The organism is Bacillus cereus group sp. MYBK227-1, from assembly GCF_051916325.1.
Taxonomy (GTDB): domain Bacteria; phylum Bacillota; class Bacilli; order Bacillales; family Bacillaceae_G; genus Bacillus_A; species Bacillus_A cereus.
The window spans coordinates 176,895-194,656 of sequence record NZ_JBQAGK010000002.1; the positions used below are offsets into that span (position 1 = coordinate 176,895).

The following is a 17,762-nucleotide window of genomic DNA, read 5'->3' on the forward strand; positions in this document are numbered from 1 at the left end:
TCTCAATAACTATTAAGGTTAAAAGTTAAGATATATAGGTTTATAGATATGAATTATTACATAAAAACGCACTTGGAAAAGGATGTATGATGGTAATAGAATACAAACATCAAGGGGGAACTTAAAATGAAGTTAAATAAACTAGTGCTTAGTTGTGGAGTAGTTTCAGCATTAACACTTGTTGTGTTAGGGAATAATACTTATGCTGAAGAAGTGCACAAAACGAATGATCCAATTCATGTAGTTGAACATGTTTCTGCAGACTTATTATTAACTCAAACAATGGATTATAGTGGTGAGGCTGTAACTTCTTTCGTATATGATGGGAGTACTGACTTAAGCTTCTCTATGAAAAATAATGGTCAAAATACAATGGGATATAGTGTAAAAGGTCCAAATACAGAGCTAATTGTTGGTGGTTATATAAAACCTGGAGAACAACAAATTAATGTTACAAATGTACGGAATGCTTTATCTCCATTACCGAATGGAACATATAAAATTTACGTTTCAAATGATGATGGTTCTAAGGGGCAATTCCAAGTTTCAGTAAGATCTATGAATTAAATTTAAAACGCTTTGTTTTTAAGTTAATTTAATCTTTACTTATTGGAAAGAAGCTAAATTGAATTGAGAATTACCGATAAAAATGAAAACGAGCACCTTATCTAATTGGGAGAGGGTGTTCGTTTTTTGCTATTAAACAGAAAATAATTATAAATATATTTTGATATTCCCATTGCTAACCTACTAGATTGTGTCAACTAGAGAATGTCTACTATAAAACATATTAAAATAAAGATGATGTAACATTCCGCTAAATTATATGGGGAAATAGAAAAACCACCCTTATATGAGTGGTTTTAGTAATTATTTTTAGGTTATACATTTAAAATTAGGCTAAGTTATAGAAATAATAAACATTTAATCCGTTGTTATTATTTTGGTTCTGGATAATGATTGTAGTATGAGATTCTAATAAATTCTTGGTAGACATTTGTTAATTTTGCATCTCTAAGAGCATCGTTAAATTTTTGCATACGTACACTCCCTTGAGCGTAGCCTCCACCTGGAGTATAAGGGTTTCTTGCTTCAAAGTCATCCAAAAATACTTTTAATTTTTTATAGTCTTGAGATTGATAGAAAGCCACGGCCTCTTCAGGAGTGACATCAAAGTAAGAGGATGACGTTGAGTTATAAGAAGCTGCTTGAGCAGTAGGTGCCTCTAGCATAGTTGCAGCTCCACCGAACATAGTAAGCGCCATAGAAGATACAATAATTTTTTTAAACATAATAAAACCTCCATGTAGAATATTGGATTAATAGTAATCCTGTAATCATTATAGTTACAATGAAAATGATTATCAAATGCAATATTGCATAATGTATCCCGCTATTTTGGGGCAGTAAGACTCCTGCCCAAAAATTCAATGAAAGCAAAGAAGTTAGATGGGAATCGGGAGGATTAAAGTTTCACTTTATTCTTTGAACGAGAAGTCACCTTTATATTTAAATGGAGGAGTGTAATAGATTAGAAGAGGTGTATAAGTTACTCAGGTTAACAAGAAAATGAAGAGGATATTTTTAATAGGGGAAAGCTTAATAACTGGAGTAAAGGAATTGCTATTTATATATTTAACATACATATTTGTCTTTTAAATTGTAGGCGTGTTTTAGAATTTGTATATAGTAAATTCGTTAAAAAACTTGATAAATAATAAAATGTGTAAATTTTTTGACTATTTCATTAAAATTATTTAATATTTGTAATTTATTGTTTTATAATGATAAATGGGTCGATCGTGAATGTTTTAGATATTGCGATATATACTCGGATTAATTTATTCTAGGGAGGTTACAAAATTGGGTAAGAAAGTCATTATAAGAGTTTTTACATTATTATCAGTACTGGCATTATTCCTTAATGTATTTTTACCTAGGGCTAGTGCAGAGGTTATGACGCATGAGAAATATTCAATGGACTGGAGTTATAGTAATAGTCTAGGTAAGTACATTCGCACTGAAATGATTAAAAATTCAAGTGGTCAAATTGCTTATTGCTTAACCCTTGGATTAAAATCACCAAATGGTGAAGATCTTCCTGAAATGGGGAAAACAGATAATGTAGTATATAGAGTCTTATTAAATGGTTTCCCGCAAAAAAGTGCTGAACAGCTGGGAGTAGCTAATAAAAATGAAGCGCATTATGCAACGCAACTTGCGGTTTGGAATGCATTAGGTCAACTCGATGTAAATGAATTAAAACATGAGAATAAAAATGTTGAAAAAGCAGCTAAGGCTATTATTAGTAATGCTAATAATAGTGAAGAGACTCAAGATGTTTTTATGAATGTGATTCCTGCTGAAAAGCAAAAAGCAGAATTAAAGGGTGAATTCTTCGAAACAAATCTATATTCAGTACAAACAAATGCTAAGAGTGGTTCTTATAAGGTAGTAGCGAAAAATGCACCTAATGGAGTTAGAATTGTAAGTGAAAATGGAGAAGTGAAAGATCAGCTTTCAGTTGGAGAAAAATTTCGTATCCAAATTCCTAAGAATACAAAAACGGGTGAATTTAATTTAAGTGTTGCTGCTAATTTAACTAAAGTTCAAGCAATTGCTTACCGTGGTACGGATACTGTTCAGAATGCTACAGTACTATTAGAGAGAAATGAAGAAAAGCTTAGTAGTGATCTTGCAGTAAATTGGGAAGCAGCTGGTTCTTTAAAAATTAAAAAGGTTGGAGAAAATGGAGAAGTTTTAGCTGGTGCAGTATTTGAGGTCTTTAATGTAAATAATGAATCAGTCGGAAAAATCACGACTGGTGCTGATGGTATGGCAGAATTAAACAACTTACCAATTGGTACTTACACATTAAAAGAAATTAAAGCACCAACAGGCTATGTTTCAGATGATAAACCACAAACTATTGAAGTTAAGACAGGAGAAACAGGAGCTGTCCAAATAGTAAATAACAAAGTAAAAGGTAGCATCGAAATTAAAAAGCTTAGTGATTCAGGAAAGATTTTACCAAATGTTGAATTCACAGTCTTCACTGAAGATGGAAAAGAAGTGAAAAAAGTAGTAACAAAAGAAAATGGAATTGCAAACGTTGAAGGTCTTACGTATGGTAAATATTATTTCTTAGAGACAAAAACACCTAATGGATATATTGGAAATAAAACAAAGTATCCTTTTGAAATTAAAGAGCACAATAAAACACTTACTTTTACAGTGGAAAATACCGAAGTGAAAGGTAGTGTAAAATTACTAAAAGTAGATAATGAAGATATTAGTAAAAAATTAGAAGGTGCAGCATTCGAGCTAAAAGATGCAAGTGGAAAAGTAGTTGGGGAATATAAGACAGATAAAAATGGTGAGATTAACGTCAAAGATTTAGCGTATGGTAAATATTCATTTGTAGAAAAGGCTTCTCCAAATGGTTACGTTCTTGTTAAAGAACCGATTATGTTCGAAATAAAGGAACATGGAAAGATTATTGAGCTATTGGCAGTTAATCATCTTATCAAAGGTGATCTAGAAATTACAAAGGTAGATGTAGCTGATGGAAATAACAAGCTTCCAAATGCAGAATTTACGATTTATAACGAAGCAGGAAAAGAAGTAGTAAAAGGAAAAACAGACGATAAAGGAATCGCTAAATTTGAAAAGTTACCATTTGGAAAATACACATATAAAGAAACTGTTGCACCAAAAGGTTATGTATTAAATGAAGAAACGTTCTCTTTTGAAATTAAAGAGAATGGTCAAATCATTAAACACATTGTCAAAGATGAAAAGATTCCTTCAATAAAAACAAAAGCTACTGATAAAACAGATGGTACAAAAGAAATGCACACGTCTAAGTCTGTAACAATCCAAGATAAAGTGGAATACAAAGACCTACAAGTAGGCAAAGAGTATACTTTAAAAGGTAAATTAATGAATAAAGAGACTAATAAACCATTAGTTGTAAATGGTAAAGAAGTAACTGCTGAAACGAAGTTTACACCAAAAGAAGCAAATGGTTCTATTACACTAGATTTCACTTTTGATGCAACTGGTTTAGAAGAAAAAGAAGTAGTAGTATTCGAAGAGTTATTGAAAGACGGAAAAGTTGTTACGACACATGCTGATATCAATGATAAAGGTCAAACAGTTAAGTTCGTTAAGCCATCAGTAAAAACGACAGCAACAAACAAAGCTGATGGTTCTAAAGAGTTAGATGCTTCTAAATCTGTAACAATCCAAGATAAAGTGGAATACAAAGACTTAATCGTGGGTAAAGAGTACGTAGTAAAAGGTAAACTAGTGGATAAAGCAACAAACAAGCCATTATTAGTTGATGGTAAAGAAGTAACAGTAGAATCTAAGTTTACTGCTAAAGAGAAGAATGGTTCTATCACATTAGATTTCACTTTCAATGCTTCTGCATTACAAGGTAAAGAAGTAGTAGTATTTGAAGAACTGTATCAAGATAATATATTAGTAGCTATTCACGCTGAAATTGAAGATAAGGGACAAACAGTGAAATTTAAAGAGGGAAAATCGGAACAACCAAAACCAGAACAGCCAAATTCAGGTAAAAATACGACAACACCAGAGCAACCTAACGAGCAAGTAAAAGAACAACCACAACTTAAGAAAGAAATTCAATCTAAAATTGGATGGTTACCGCAAACAGGTACTAATCTTACAAGTTGGATCTCTATGGCTGCAGGAGCATTACTGTTAATTGTTGGTGGAGTGATTTTCTTAAAACGTAAAAATGCATAGAAATTAAAAAATAAGCACATCTGTTTTTATAACAAGATGTGCTTATTTTTATCATTTTAGCCAAGAAGACTCCTATATTTAAGCGTGAATGGCATTTAAAATAGCAACTTTATTTGTAGTAAATAATACATAATTTTGTTTTACTGTTTTAATTAAAATACGGTCTGTTGTCCCATAAGCTGTTCCAATACGTATTACATCTACTTCTTCAACACCAGCATAGGTAGCATCTTCGGTAACCTCAATCACATCACGTAATGGAATTGTAATCTCCGCCAATTGCCATGAAATAATTAACTCTTCATTTGTTTTTTTTACATTAATGCCTAGCATTATACCAAGACCCTTCAATAATAATATGCTACACTTCTAATCTTATTATATAAATTTTTAGATTTTTTATCTATATGTAGGAATAGAATTTATTTATATCTGTGAGCATTTTAATGATGTCAAACAAATAGAAGGATATACAGTCTTTCTGTTAAGAACTATATATAAACAAAAACAGACTTTAGAAGAATATATGGATCTACGAAAATAGAATTGAAGAATTAAACTGGCTATCAATAGACGTGAGATTGTAAAGGGCAGGGGATATAAATTAAGGTGTTTTTTAATTTTTTTGGTGAAGAGGGAAGGTATCCCTCTTCTTTTTTCATTCCTTGTAAAATTTGAGGATGTCTTAAGGGAGTGAAAAGATGGATTGTGTGGGTGTATTAATAAAGGCTACTTTAGGTGGCTTCTAGAGATGTTTTTTGAGGGAATACAATATTATAAGTTGTAGTATTCATTGCAGCAATTGACTATAGTATAGGAGCATTCACGTTGGGATATAACAGAGAATTATAGAGTAAAGTAGGATTCAAAAGCATTGTTAAAAATGTGGTTATTATAAGTTGTTTTTCTATCAAAATAATTAGCTTTTGTTCAAAATTTAAGATTATTATTTTATTATATGTAGTAACTATTTATATTATTTAATAATTACTTGGTTTACTATTAAGGTGATTATCTTACAAAAGTGTAAGGTTATTTTAATTGACACTCATATATATGAGTAACTATACTGGTTACACAATGTTGGTAATTATATTTAATAATCTCTATCTATAAGTGTATGTCCGAGGATTATTTTTGGAGTAATAGTTCGATTTTAAATTCATTATCTGCTATATAGTAATGCAAAGAACTTAATCTATTCTTTATTCAAGGTCGTATTATTTAAAGATTAATTATAAATGATATATTTACCAAATTGTAATAACTTGATAGAGGTGTTACATTTTGAAATACAAATTAATTGCTACAGGAATTCTTGCTGGAAGTCTATTATCCTACTCATCTAATACATTTGCAAATACTCATAAGTTCCCAGATGTTCCTGCATGGGCGGACAAATCCGTTAATTATTTAGTTGATAAACGGGTATTGAATGGCTATCCAGACGGAACTTTCGGTTCAAATGACTCATTAGACAGAGCTTCGGCTACAAAAATTATGACAAAAGTTTTAGGTCTACAAATTGACTCTAATGCAAAACCATCATTTACAGATTCACAAAACCACTGGGCGACTCCGTATATTGCTGCTGCTGAAAAAGCTGGTATTGTTAAAGGTGAGGGTAATGGAATCTTCAATCCATCCGGAAAAGTAACTCGCGCTGCTATGGCTACGATGCTAGTAAATGCATATAAACTACAAAGCACACCAAATCATAATGAGCAGGTTAAATTTGAAGATTTAAAAGGGCATTGGGGAGAAAAATATGCCAATATTTTAATCGGTTTGAAAATTTCCAATGGTACTGAGAACGGTTGGCAACCAAATAGATTTATAACACGTGCTGAAGCTGCTCAACTTACTGCAAAAACAGATATGATGCAACATCGTCAAAAAAACCCATTAGAAAGCAAAACAATTATTATTGATCCTGGACATGGTGGCGAAGATCCTGGGAAATCCACAAAGGGATTACCTGAAAGTAAGATTGTACTAGACACTTCTTTACGTCTACAACAATTACTTGAAAAGCATACACCATTTACAGTTTTATTAACTCGTCAATCTGATAATAGACCAGGACATGATCAAAAAAGTTCTTTACAGGAACGTGTTAAATTTGCTAAGAAAAATCGGGGTGATATCTTTATAAGCGTACATGCAAATGCTTTTAATGGTAATGCAAAAGGGACAGAAACATATTACTATAAATCTTCTAAATCTGAAAAAACAAATCCTCATGTGGAAGAAAGTCGTGTTTTAGCGGAAAAAATTCAAACACGTTTAATAGAGGCACTTCAAACACGAGACAGAGGAGTTAAACATGGAGACCTTCATGTTATAAGGGAAAATGACATGCCAGCTGTGTTGACGGAACTGGCATTTATAGATAATGGTATTGATTACAGTAAATTATCTACGGAAAATGGCAGACAAATTGCAGCAGAAGCCATTTATGAAGGAATTTTAGATTATTATGAATGGAAAGGAAATAATGTATCTGAATATAGGCTGTAATAAGTAATTGAAAATATAGTAATTCTCGAAATGAAGAATTCTATAATTTTTTTAATTTTTTTAAACAACAATTTTAAATTTGTATTTAAAATTGTTGTTTAAATCGTTATTTTATGTTTTAATAATGTTGATAATAGTTATCAATAATAGTGAGAGGAAGATTAGTGAAATATGTGTTTTTAGTTAGTGTCATAAAAGTTAATGAATTTCTATATTGTATGGCTATGAATCTATCTCTATTTTTGTGAACTAGAAATAATATATTTATATCTTTTAAATGTTTAAGAAGGAGTGGCTGTCTGTATGAAAAAAGCAAAAGAAATAGCTAAATGCGTTGCGGTAGCGTCCGTTATTATGTCTGGATCATTTGGTTTACAAGCAACATCTGCATTTGCAGATTCTAAAGGAACTGTAGAAAATCTTCAAAATGGTGGGAAGGTCTATAATAGTTTTAAAACTACTTATGACATGAAGCAAAATATCAAAAATTCAATAAAGGTTTCTTTTATTGAGGATCCTTACGCAGATAAAAAGATTGCAATTGTTACCACTGATGGTAGTAACATAGATGCTAAATATACAATTAATAGCGGATACTATAACGCAGGTTTAAAATGGCCATCAGCCTATCATACTGAAGCAGAAATAACAAGTGGTGATAGTGCTCAATTCCATAAAGCTGCCCCAGTTAATACAATGACTTCAGCAAAGGTCACTTCGGAGGTAGGGTATACACTTGGTGGAAGTGTTAAAGTAGGAGTAAATGATAAAGGGCCAAATGCCGATGCAAGTATCACAGGTAGCTTTGCTTGGAAAGAAAGTGTATCTTATGATCAAGTAGATTATAAAACGGTATTAGAGACCCACACAGATAAAAAATTAAATTGGAAAGTAGGATTCCAATCATTTAACTTCCCAGAGTGGGGAATTTATAATCGTGATTCATTCAATACTTTCTATGGTAATCAACTATTTATGAAATCACGTAGTTATAATGAAGGAACGAATAATTTTGTTTCAAAAGATACAGTACCAGCTTTAACAGGATATGGTTTTTCTCCAAACGTAGTAGCGGTTATTACTGCTGATAAAACAGAAACTACATCAGATTTAAAAATAACAAATCGTAGAATTTCAGATCAGTACAATATCGAATGGGTAAGTTCAAAATGGTGGGGAACAAATAATAAAGATACATATAATGAATTCTTTACGAACCACTATAAATTAGACTGGAAAAACCATCAAGTTACTCTTGATAACCAAAAAGCCCTTGAAGAACAAATGAATAGTATCAACAGCGTGAATGATAAACTTAACAAAGGAAAAGGGAAATTATCTCTTTCAATGAATGGAAATCAACTTAAAGCTACATCTAGCAATGCTGGTTATGGTATCAGTTACGAAGATAAAAATTGGGGTATCTTTGTAAATGGTGAAAAGGTCTATACTTTTAATGAAAAATCAACTGTAGGCAATATCTCTAATGATATTAACAAATTAAACATTAAAGGACCTTATATCGAGATTAAACAGATCTAGTCAGTAAATGATGGCCGATTGATGGATAATTATCTCATCAATATACGAGTTTATTTTAAATCTGTATAATGTAATGAAAGGACTAAAGTTTATCTATAAAATAGATAAACTTTGGTCCTTATTATTTTTTTGTTTGCACACGAAGTTAAGATAATATTAGATGTTTTTTGTCCAGACTTTCACTCGATTAGAAAAGAGCGTAAAGTATTTGAAAGCTATTGATATTACGCAAGGGGATATTGTTTAAAGTAATCAGAACTTCATCGGTTGTTAAGTTACCACTTTAAATATATAATTAAATTTCATTAAAAAGATACTCTATTCAAAGTCCTTATTGGGTTTTTGAAGTGAAATATATACTATTTGAGGTGTGTGAAATGGGGAAATCTCGAGAGCAGACAATGGAAAATATTTTAAAGGCTGCTAAGAAAAAATTTGGAGAGCGTGGCTACGAAGGTACGAGCATACAAGAAATTGCAAAAGAAGCGAAAGTGAATGTTGCTATGGCCTCTTACTATTTTAACGGGAAAGAAAACCTATATTATGAGGTATTTAAGAAATATGGTCTTGCTAATGAGCTACCCAATTTTCTTGAGAAGAATCAATTTGATCCTATCAATGCCCTTAGAGACTATTTAACGGTTTTTACTACACATATAAAAGAGAACCCTGAAATTGGATCATTGGCATATGAGGAGATTATTAAGGAAAGTGCACGATTAGAAAAGATTAAACCGTATTTCATAGGTAATTTTGAACAGTTAAAAGAAATATTACAGGAGGGTGAAAAGCAAGGAGCTTTTCATTTCTTCTCCATAAATCATACGATACATTGGATCACTTCTATTGTTTTATTTCCAAAGTTTAAAAAGTTTATTGATTCTTTAGGGACAAATGAAACGAATGATATAAATCATGAATGGATGCCAGAAGACTTAGTGGATAGGATTGTTACTGCATTAACAGATAAACCTAAAGTGTAAAATTATAAAGAAGTATAATGTATTCTTTTTATTGAAAAAATACAAACCTTTTGGAAGTGAACCTAGTAGTATTAATTTATAGATTTATATACTTTTATGAAAATAAATGAAGTAAATTCAATTTAATCTTATTTATCTTATAGGGATTATAAGGTATACTAAAAGTAGGTACAAAATGTACCATTTGAAAAAGAGTGCATTGCAAAAAGGAATCCGTAAAGGATTCCTTTTTTGTTTCTTTGAAAATGAAGCAATGTTCTAATAACTAGCAGTCCTTTTTGCATGGACTTACTGAGGTTATAATGAGAAGAAAAAGAACCCTATAGGGTTCTTTTTCAAGGCATATTAACAGTAAGGAGAATCATGAAATGCTACTTCAAATCTTTATTAGGGGAAAGATTTTGAAAAAGCTTAACATGTATTTATTTTTACATAAATGTAAGATGTAGTAAATTGATAATATTTATACTTACTATTACTAATATTCAATTAAGATAGTTAATACTATTTATATAGTGTTAACTGGTGTATAGTACAGTATAGATTTAGAAATTTAATATTAGATTACATTTGTTAAAAAAGTTAATAGATATATTATTTCAAATTCTAACTAACATTTAAACAATTTTAATTGAAATTGGTTGTGTATTAACCCTTATAAGCCAATAAAAGTAAATAAAATAAACAAAGACCCTGTAATAAATACAGGGCCGGATACAGGGTTAAGGGAACGCATAGTTTCTTAATATCATAGTAGCATATATTCTTTGTATAGCTACATGAGGATTTTGACAGAATTAAGAACAAGACAGAAAATCTGTAGGAAAGCAAATATAGTGCTGGAAATGTGATTTTAAATTAAGATATAGGTATATTGAAATGTATGAAAACTCTTGAGTACCATGATTAAATTGCCTTTAATTATGAGGTTTAGGTTAGAGGGATAATTGGATCTTACTGAAAAGAAAAAATGTTTTTTAGATTAAAAGAAGAAAAGACACCTTTTGGGTGTCTTTTCTTTAAGTAAACAGTTCACATATTGCTGAATTAGATACGAAACTATAATTCGACTACGAAGTAAATCCTAACATAATCTGAACAGAAAAAATATGTAATATTACATTTTTAGTTTTTAATTATTTTATTCAATATAGAGAAGCAACGTAAATAAAAGGGCATGCAGTCGTATCTGCAACCCTTTTTAGGAGGAATTCAAGACACCATTAGGACACGTATTGGTAAACAGGTTCAAAAATAGTATGTGTGAAAAGAAAAAGTCCTATACCAAAAGTAGACAGGACCTTATCTTTTTTACATTTTAAAAAATGAAATTCTGTCCTTTTGAAATCAGTACAGCACACACTTGGTTTGAAATGAAATTAGAAAAAGTATACATGAAAATGGCAGACAACTATTTTGTTGCCTGCCGGTGCCAGTGGGTTGAATGAGTTAGTCAATTCAATAAATTGTGCTATCCCATTACCAGAAGAGTGAAGCCGCTAGTTCAAACGGCTTAGACATAGTTTGTCTAATAAAGAAAAAATTATGAGTAGAAATTTTGTTTGCTCTATATGAAAAGATAAATAGATATTCATCAGACAAGGATAATTTAGCATATCTTGAATAGGGTGTAGGAACGAATTAAAGAAAGGGATATTTGTTTAGGAAGGGACTGACTCAGGAGTGGGACTTTCGGACAGGGTTTGGGGAGCGGTGATTGCCTTTGGCATTGCGACTAATATCGTTGCTTGTATAATGGCAGTATACATTCAAAAATATGAGCTAATGATAAATCATCTTACAAATATTTTATTTTTAATAATTATCTCTTTAACGTTTATAAAGATGAAAATTAACAGATGGGTGGCTTTAGGATTTACATTAGTTGTAATAGAGAAAGGTATTAAAGCGGGCTATGACTTCTACACACATAATTATTATAGTGTCAGTTGGAGTTTAGCTATCATTGTCTATTGCATATACGAGATGGAAAAATATCATATTGAAATAAACGAATAGGCGCAACAAAAAGGTGTTAGTAGGTGGAATTCTTTTTAAAATACTATAAAAAAGACACTACAAGAGTGTCTTTTTTTTGAAAATACTCTATAATTAACTTTGGGGAAGGTAATGTTAGAGTATTCGTTTAGCATTATCTTTATATTTGATAAACCATGAAATCGAAAGATTTTGTGGTTTATTTTATGAACAATAGATATTAAAGTATTGGCAGTGAGTTATTAATCATTTTAAGCATTAGGGGAGAATGAATTAAAAGTCTAACATCGAATAACGGTTCCGGAATATAGTGTTGCGAAATGATCTCCCATATCCCAAACGGTACTTGCCTGTATATAGCCCTTAAAGCCTTCTGAAGAATAATAAATCTCTTTTGGTATACTTTCTTTAGTTTGGAAATGTGCTTTAGAGTACTTTACATAATGGTTTTTAACAACTTTTGCTTCTGGAACAATAGTGTTTTTTTGTTCCAATTTTGGCCTAGCACTAGAAGGTGGTATGAATTTTACATTGTCTTGGTAATTAGGATCTAAGGTGTCAGCTTGTACACTGTGTGACGAAACAAAGGTGCTTAGACTACTTCCCGCGATTAAAGTTGCAAATACTAACTTTGAGAATTTTGTTAATCTACTCATTCTATAATCTCCTTTTTATTATTTTGTAAGGTATCTCCTTACACCTCACAGTCTATATCCACTACAAAAGGGTGTACATACATATTGATAGACAAAATTCTACAAAATACCGCATGTTTTTGGGGTTTATGTATAATAATCCAATGTCTAATAATCTACCAAAAGTAAAAAGGTAGGTCTTATATAAAAGAAAATGAATAATTTATGCAGGTAATGTATATGGAATTATTGTTTAAATATTCTAAAATGAGTTGATAAAGATGTTGGTAGGTTTTTTGGAAAACAAATAATTCCCTAGGTGAAATTTGGAGGGAACATTCTCTGTTAGAGTTTTTATAAGGGAATTCATTTTCGTAGATTCAAAATGTAAAAATAACTAAAAGAGCAAGTGTTTCAATGGGTAAAAAGCTATGTTGAGTCTTTTTTCTCTGTTGGTGGTCGTCTAATCAATGAAATGACGGATGCTTATGATAGTTTGTGTCTAGCAACATTCGTGTATAAACGAATGAATTAAGAAAAGGGTGAAATATTGGATAACTCGAAATGGATGCCTTTAAGTAATGTTGATGATGATGAGGAAATTTGGGTAGGAGCAAGAGTTAGGTTGTACAATGTTGGTATGAATAGAGAAGATAAAGAAAATAATTTCTATGAATATATTATTTCTTATATCTACGACAACACTAACTACTTACAACTAACTAATTTAACAACAGGAAAAGCAGATTATATTATTTGTGTCATTGAAAAAGAATTACCAAATAATTATGCTTTGGGCAGAACATTAAAGCAAAGAATAGGTTTAGAAAATACCTATTTTAGATTTGAATAATCAACAAATAAGGGAAGCACCAACTCTAAGGTGTCTTCCCTTATTTAATACTTTTTATCAATAATCAATATTAACAGAGCCTAAATAAAAAAGTGAGAAAAATGATAAACACTCTTCTCACTTTCATCAATTAGGGTGGCATATACATAAATATGCGTTTGGGTGGATTTTGGATGAAAAATCCACATGCATAGTATAACAAAAAAATTATGGCTTTTCGCATGTAATATTGCATATGAAAAATAGTAAAGTTTTAAATTTTAATATTAACAACTTATATATATGTGTTACAATGTAATTCTCTAATTTATTTTATTCTCCTATTTAGAATTTATAGTTTAGTGATTCAATAAAACAAAAGTGGTTGTAATAAATAGATAAAACGATGAAATAATACAGTTAGAATGGTTAAAAGGCAGTTAAATATAAGTATTAAAAGAAATAAATTTACTTATTTATGTTTAGTGAATGTATTATGGTAAGAATTTCATCCGATTGGATTAGCGCTAAACTAGATTTTTATCCAAACAAATCCAATAATTATTTTTTAAATGAAGTATATGTTGCATCAAGTTTATTTGGAATAATTCGTAGTCTAATAATTGCTGAATCTAGAAAAATAACATATTCGAAAGGAGGAAAGATAAAACTCTGTCTGTGAAAATTAAATCTCTAAATTATAAAGTGTGGATAATAGGATGTAATTGTGGTTTCATTTCGAATGGTACCATAAATGAATGTGGAAAAGTAAAGGAGAAAAATTTAAATAAACTATATAAGTGGTAAAAATGAAAAGGAGAAGTAGCTAGTGTTTAATATAAAAGAAAGATTGGGGCAAATAAAGCTTAAAACGAAGTTGTCTATGGCATTTATAGCAATATTAATTATACCAAGCCTTATCGTAGGAGTATCATCTTATAATAAATCAAAAACAGATCTTAATGAAACAATTCTACAATCAGCAAAAGATAATATAAGTATTTTAGATAAGATTGTTGATGATGAATTAGAAAATAAGCATACAGATATCACTCATTTTGCAAAGGTACTCACACAAGGGGATTATAATCCTGAACAATCGCAAAATGTACAGAATAAATTTGATCAATATATACAGTTACATCCAGAGATAGAAACGATTTATACGGCATCCAGTAACAATCAATTTATTCATGCACCTGTTGGAAAAATACCAGAAGGGTTTAATCCGCTAGAAAGCAGTTGGTATAAGGATGCAGTAAAAGCAGATGGAGAGATTATTGTTTCATCTCCATATAAATCAAAGTCTACAGGAAATATGGTAATTGCAATTGCAAAGCAGAATGCAGATAAAAGTGGTGTCATTGGCGTAGATTTGAATATTAAAGATATCGTAAAAACATCCAAAATGATAAAAATTGGGAAGCAAGGATTTGTATCTATAGTTAGTCAAGATAAAACTATAGTTGTTCATCCATCACTAAAACCTGGAGAGAAATTAGATAAAACTTTAGTGGATGAATTGTACAAGACAGAAGATGGAGAAATTACTTATAGCCTCAATGGTGAAGATCGAAACATAAGCTTTAAGACAAATAAAAAAACAGGTTGGAAAATAGCTGGCGTAATGCCTACGAAAGAAATTGAAGAAGCTACCAATCCTATTTTTTATAAAACGCTCACTATAATAGGTGCTTCATTATTGTTAGGTGGAATTGTAATTCTATTCATACTCAAATCTATAATTACTCCACTAAGACAATTAGTCATTTCAGCTCAAAGAATTAGTCAAGGAGATTTAACCGAGAAAATAGATATTCGTTCAAAGGATGAACTTGGTCAATTAGGTGGTAGTTTCAATACAATGGCAGAGTCGTTACGTAATATTATTTCTCAAATTAACACATCTGCAGGACATGTAGCTGCGTCTTCTGAGGAACTAACTGCTAGTGTAGAGCAAGCAAGTGTTGCGACAGAACAAATTACAAAAGAGATGGAAGAAATCTCGAACAGTGCAGAGGTTCAAAATAATGAAGTTGAGTCTGGAGCTGAATTAATTGGTGAGGTAACACGAAATATTCAATACGTAGCTGAGAATGCTTCTGAAGTATCGACTTCCTCCATATACACTAAACAAAAAGCAAATGAAGGTGAACAATTAGTAGAACAAACTGTAACACAAATGCAGTCTATCCATCACTCTGTTTCTCAATCAGATAATGTCATAAAATTATTAGATAAGAAATCACAGCAAATTGGCAGTATATTAGAAGCGATTCAAAATATTGCGGAACAAACAAATTTATTAGCATTAAATGCAGCGATTGAAGCAGCAAGAGCTGGGGAACAGGGGAGAGGGTTTGCAATTGTTGCCGATGAAGTTAGGAAGCTAGCAGAGCAATCATCCGAATCTTCGATGGAAATTGGAAGCTTAATTAAGGAAATACAAGCAGACGTACATGAGACTGTAAAAGCTATGAATGAAGTGGGAGTAGAAGTACAGTCGGGAATTAAAGTTGCGAACGATACAAAACAAAGTTTTTATGAGATTTCAAAATCTGCAAATGATATTGTATCAAAAGTGCATGGTATGGTAGAACTATCAAATAAAATGACAACTGATGCAATGAAAGTTGATACATCGATTGATCAAATAGCTATGGCTGTAAAAGAAAATTCTTCAAGTATGCAAACGATAGCTGGTTCATCTGAGGAACAACATGCTTCTATGGAAGAGATAAATTCTTCAGCAATACAATTAGCACAGATGGCGGAAGAACTTCAAGAGTTAATTGGTGGATTTAAGATTTAAGTTGAGATTCTAGGAGAGAATGCTAGAATCTTGTTACAGAGTGGAAATGAAAAATCTTATAACATAGTAAATAAGTATTGTACTCTCTATGCGTATTGAACAAGCAGATAAGCCATTTAAAAACCCTCCATTTGGAGGGTTTTAAATACATGTACATTAAATTTGTGGTGGTGCACCACCATAATCGCCAACACTATATGAAGGAGCAGGATAATGCCCATGAGTAGCAAGCTGATCTGTTTTAGAAAACTGAAAAATTCCCACCGTTAATACCCCAATAAAAGCAATGCCTGATAATAATAAGCTAATTTTTTTCATTATTTTAACACTCCTTTTGCGATTGATTTTTGTCTTGCTTGATAACAAATATGGAAATAGTCACTTACTTTTTGGTGGTTCTCTAATTGTCTACATTTTGTGGCAAATAATTCGGCGTATTCGACAACATATTCCCATAATTCTTCTTCCTCAAAGTATAAGATTCCTTCTTGAATGATTTTTTCTAATTCTTCCAATGGAATATTTTCGTTTAATTTTTTTAAAATAGAGAAGTGGTGTGTGTATTCTTCGTTATGAATTTCTCTACAAATCTGTAGTCCCTTATCAATGAGTTGGCTGGCCGTTGATTGTTCTCCTAACTTATAATGTTCCTTAGCTTGTAGGAAGATGGCCTTGAAGTGTGTAGGGATTTTCTCTGTTACTTCTGAAAGGTGACGAATAGCTAAAGTAGACATACTTTGATCAGAATACAGCCACCCCATAGTATTTTTTACGTATAACAAGGAATCTTCTTCCCTATTTTTTTGTAGTAAATCAATTGCGCAATGTAGATATTCTTCTGCTTGTTCGTACTGTTTTAAATAGATGCAGCAACCACCTAGCAAACTATTACAAAAGGCTGTTTTTACTTCATAACCTTCGTACTTTGAAAAGATTGCTCTCGATTTATTTGCGTATTCGATAGAAGCGAGATTGTTATAGGTATGGTGATAGAAAGTAGCAATTCTATAGTAAAATTCGGCGTGTTCAATTTCATCTGGTATAGCTACCAATATTTTTTCTGCTAGTTTATAATGTTCCTCTGCCTCAGTATAATTTGATATAAAAGTGGAATGAATGGATTTGAAAAAATGATAATAGAATTGTAGAAATTGATCTGTAGGCATATCATAATCGCTAATAGTATCAAAACTATTTTGTTGAATACCAAGGCTATCTGTTAAGACCTTGTAACGAAATTCGAGTAGTGAATAGTATAGTAACAAATTTTGATCCTGATGCTCTTGATTCGGTTCAATGCTTAACTTATTAATTTTTTCATCAATTTTCTTTTTTAGATTAGTAGCTTTTATAACTTGCTGAGATAGCATAGATCGATACCAGTCGTTCAATAGAGAGGTTAATTGCTCATTTCCTTTTACTGAGACACTCATAATATACGCCCCCATTTTCTAAAAAAATCCTAATCCAATTTAATTATAAACATCATAACAAAATAGAAGAAAAAATGGAGTGATATTACAATGTTTTTCAAGAAAATTCATAAAAAATAATCAATTCGTGTCGAATATACTTAGAATAAAACATCCAAAAATTATCAAAAGATGATATGAGTCTTTGTACGTTCTATTAGGTGAACTTAGAAACTGTGATTGAAGATTTAT

Annotated in this window: 14 protein-coding genes; 9 read left to right on the forward strand and 5 right to left on the reverse strand. The window is 31.0% G+C overall.

Annotation, left to right across the window (positions count from 1 at the left end; all coding sequences use genetic code 11):
• Nucleotides 1–126 precede the first annotated feature (126 nt).
• Nucleotides 127–567 (forward strand): hypothetical protein, encoded by a 441-nt coding sequence (locus tag ACTFRM_RS08010; protein WP_440043169.1) that lies wholly within the window; start codon nucleotides 127–129, stop codon nucleotides 565–567.
• Between the two features lie 371 nt (nucleotides 568–938).
• Here the strand turns inward: ACTFRM_RS08010 and ACTFRM_RS08015 are convergent, their stop codons facing one another.
• Complete coding sequence (locus ACTFRM_RS08015; RefSeq protein ID WP_000473483.1) at nucleotides 939–1,292, reverse strand: hypothetical protein; 354 nt, start codon at nucleotides 1,290–1,292, stop codon at nucleotides 939–941.
• Between the two features lie 571 nt (nucleotides 1,293–1,863).
• Here ACTFRM_RS08015 and ACTFRM_RS08020 point away from each other — a divergent pair.
• A complete protein-coding gene (locus ACTFRM_RS08020) occupies nucleotides 1,864–4,776 on the forward strand; it encodes a SpaA isopeptide-forming pilin-related protein (RefSeq protein WP_440043170.1) in 2,913 nt (970 codons plus the stop codon).
• 78 nt (nucleotides 4,777–4,854) lie between these two features.
• Here the strand turns inward: ACTFRM_RS08020 and ACTFRM_RS08025 are convergent, their stop codons facing one another.
• The gene (locus ACTFRM_RS08025; protein ID WP_000900695.1) at nucleotides 4,855–5,109 is read right to left on the reverse strand and encodes a SunI/YnzG family protein; all 255 of its coding nucleotides are present in this window, start codon (nucleotides 5,107–5,109) and stop codon (nucleotides 4,855–4,857) included.
• A 954-nt stretch (nucleotides 5,110–6,063) separates the two neighbouring features.
• Here ACTFRM_RS08025 and ACTFRM_RS08030 point away from each other — a divergent pair.
• The 4 genes from ACTFRM_RS08030 to ACTFRM_RS08045 all read left to right on the forward strand — a co-directional run bounded on the left by ACTFRM_RS08030 (nucleotide 6,064) and on the right by ACTFRM_RS08045 (nucleotide 11,840).
• Complete coding sequence (locus ACTFRM_RS08030) at nucleotides 6,064–7,296, forward strand: N-acetylmuramoyl-L-alanine amidase (protein WP_440043171.1); 1,233 nt, start codon at nucleotides 6,064–6,066, stop codon at nucleotides 7,294–7,296.
• 303 nt (nucleotides 7,297–7,599) lie between these two features.
• The gene (gene hlyII, locus ACTFRM_RS08035; protein ID WP_000709367.1) at nucleotides 7,600–8,838 is read left to right on the forward strand and encodes a hemolysin II HlyII; all 1,239 of its coding nucleotides are present in this window, start codon (nucleotides 7,600–7,602) and stop codon (nucleotides 8,836–8,838) included.
• 377 nt (nucleotides 8,839–9,215) lie between these two features.
• Nucleotides 9,216–9,821 carry a hemolysin II regulator HlyIIR gene (hlyIIR, locus tag ACTFRM_RS08040; RefSeq protein ID WP_000520483.1) on the forward strand — a complete coding sequence of 202 codons (606 nt, stop codon included), beginning with the start codon at nucleotides 9,216–9,218 and terminating at the stop codon, nucleotides 9,819–9,821.
• 1,683 nt (nucleotides 9,822–11,504) lie between these two features.
• Nucleotides 11,505–11,840, forward strand: coding sequence for a hypothetical protein (locus ACTFRM_RS08045; protein ID WP_000524431.1), 336 nt, complete (start codon nucleotides 11,505–11,507; stop codon nucleotides 11,838–11,840).
• A gap of 260 nt (nucleotides 11,841–12,100) precedes the next feature.
• Here the strand turns inward: ACTFRM_RS08045 and ACTFRM_RS08050 are convergent, their stop codons facing one another.
• Nucleotides 12,101–12,475, reverse strand: a complete 375-nt coding sequence (locus ACTFRM_RS08050; RefSeq protein WP_000088960.1) for a hypothetical protein — start codon at nucleotides 12,473–12,475, stop codon at nucleotides 12,101–12,103.
• Nucleotides 12,476–12,863: 388 nt separating this feature from the next.
• Between ACTFRM_RS08050 and ACTFRM_RS08055 the strand changes: the two genes are divergently transcribed.
• The 3 genes from ACTFRM_RS08055 to ACTFRM_RS08065 all read left to right on the forward strand — a co-directional run bounded on the left by ACTFRM_RS08055 (nucleotide 12,864) and on the right by ACTFRM_RS08065 (nucleotide 16,098).
• Entirely contained in the window at nucleotides 12,864–12,989 is a 126-nt protein-coding gene (locus ACTFRM_RS08055) for a hypothetical protein (protein WP_002026153.1), read from the forward strand.
• A gap of 33 nt (nucleotides 12,990–13,022) precedes the next feature.
• The gene (locus ACTFRM_RS08060) at nucleotides 13,023–13,307 is read left to right on the forward strand and encodes a hypothetical protein (protein ID WP_440043379.1); all 285 of its coding nucleotides are present in this window, start codon (nucleotides 13,023–13,025) and stop codon (nucleotides 13,305–13,307) included.
• Between the two features lie 808 nt (nucleotides 13,308–14,115).
• Nucleotides 14,116–16,098, forward strand: coding sequence for a methyl-accepting chemotaxis protein (locus ACTFRM_RS08065; RefSeq protein WP_440043172.1), 1,983 nt, complete (start codon nucleotides 14,116–14,118; stop codon nucleotides 16,096–16,098).
• Between the two features lie 156 nt (nucleotides 16,099–16,254).
• Here the strand turns inward: ACTFRM_RS08065 and ACTFRM_RS08070 are convergent, their stop codons facing one another.
• Both ACTFRM_RS08070 and ACTFRM_RS08075 read right to left on the reverse strand, forming a co-directional pair.
• Nucleotides 16,255–16,416, reverse strand: coding sequence for a hypothetical protein (locus tag ACTFRM_RS08070; protein WP_000724107.1), 162 nt, complete (start codon nucleotides 16,414–16,416; stop codon nucleotides 16,255–16,257).
• A complete protein-coding gene (locus tag ACTFRM_RS08075; protein WP_000116962.1) occupies nucleotides 16,416–17,531 on the reverse strand; it encodes a Rap family tetratricopeptide repeat protein in 1,116 nt (371 codons plus the stop codon). Before ACTFRM_RS08075 ends, ACTFRM_RS08070 begins: the two co-directional genes overlap by 1 nt.
• Nucleotides 17,532–17,762 lie beyond the last annotated feature (231 nt).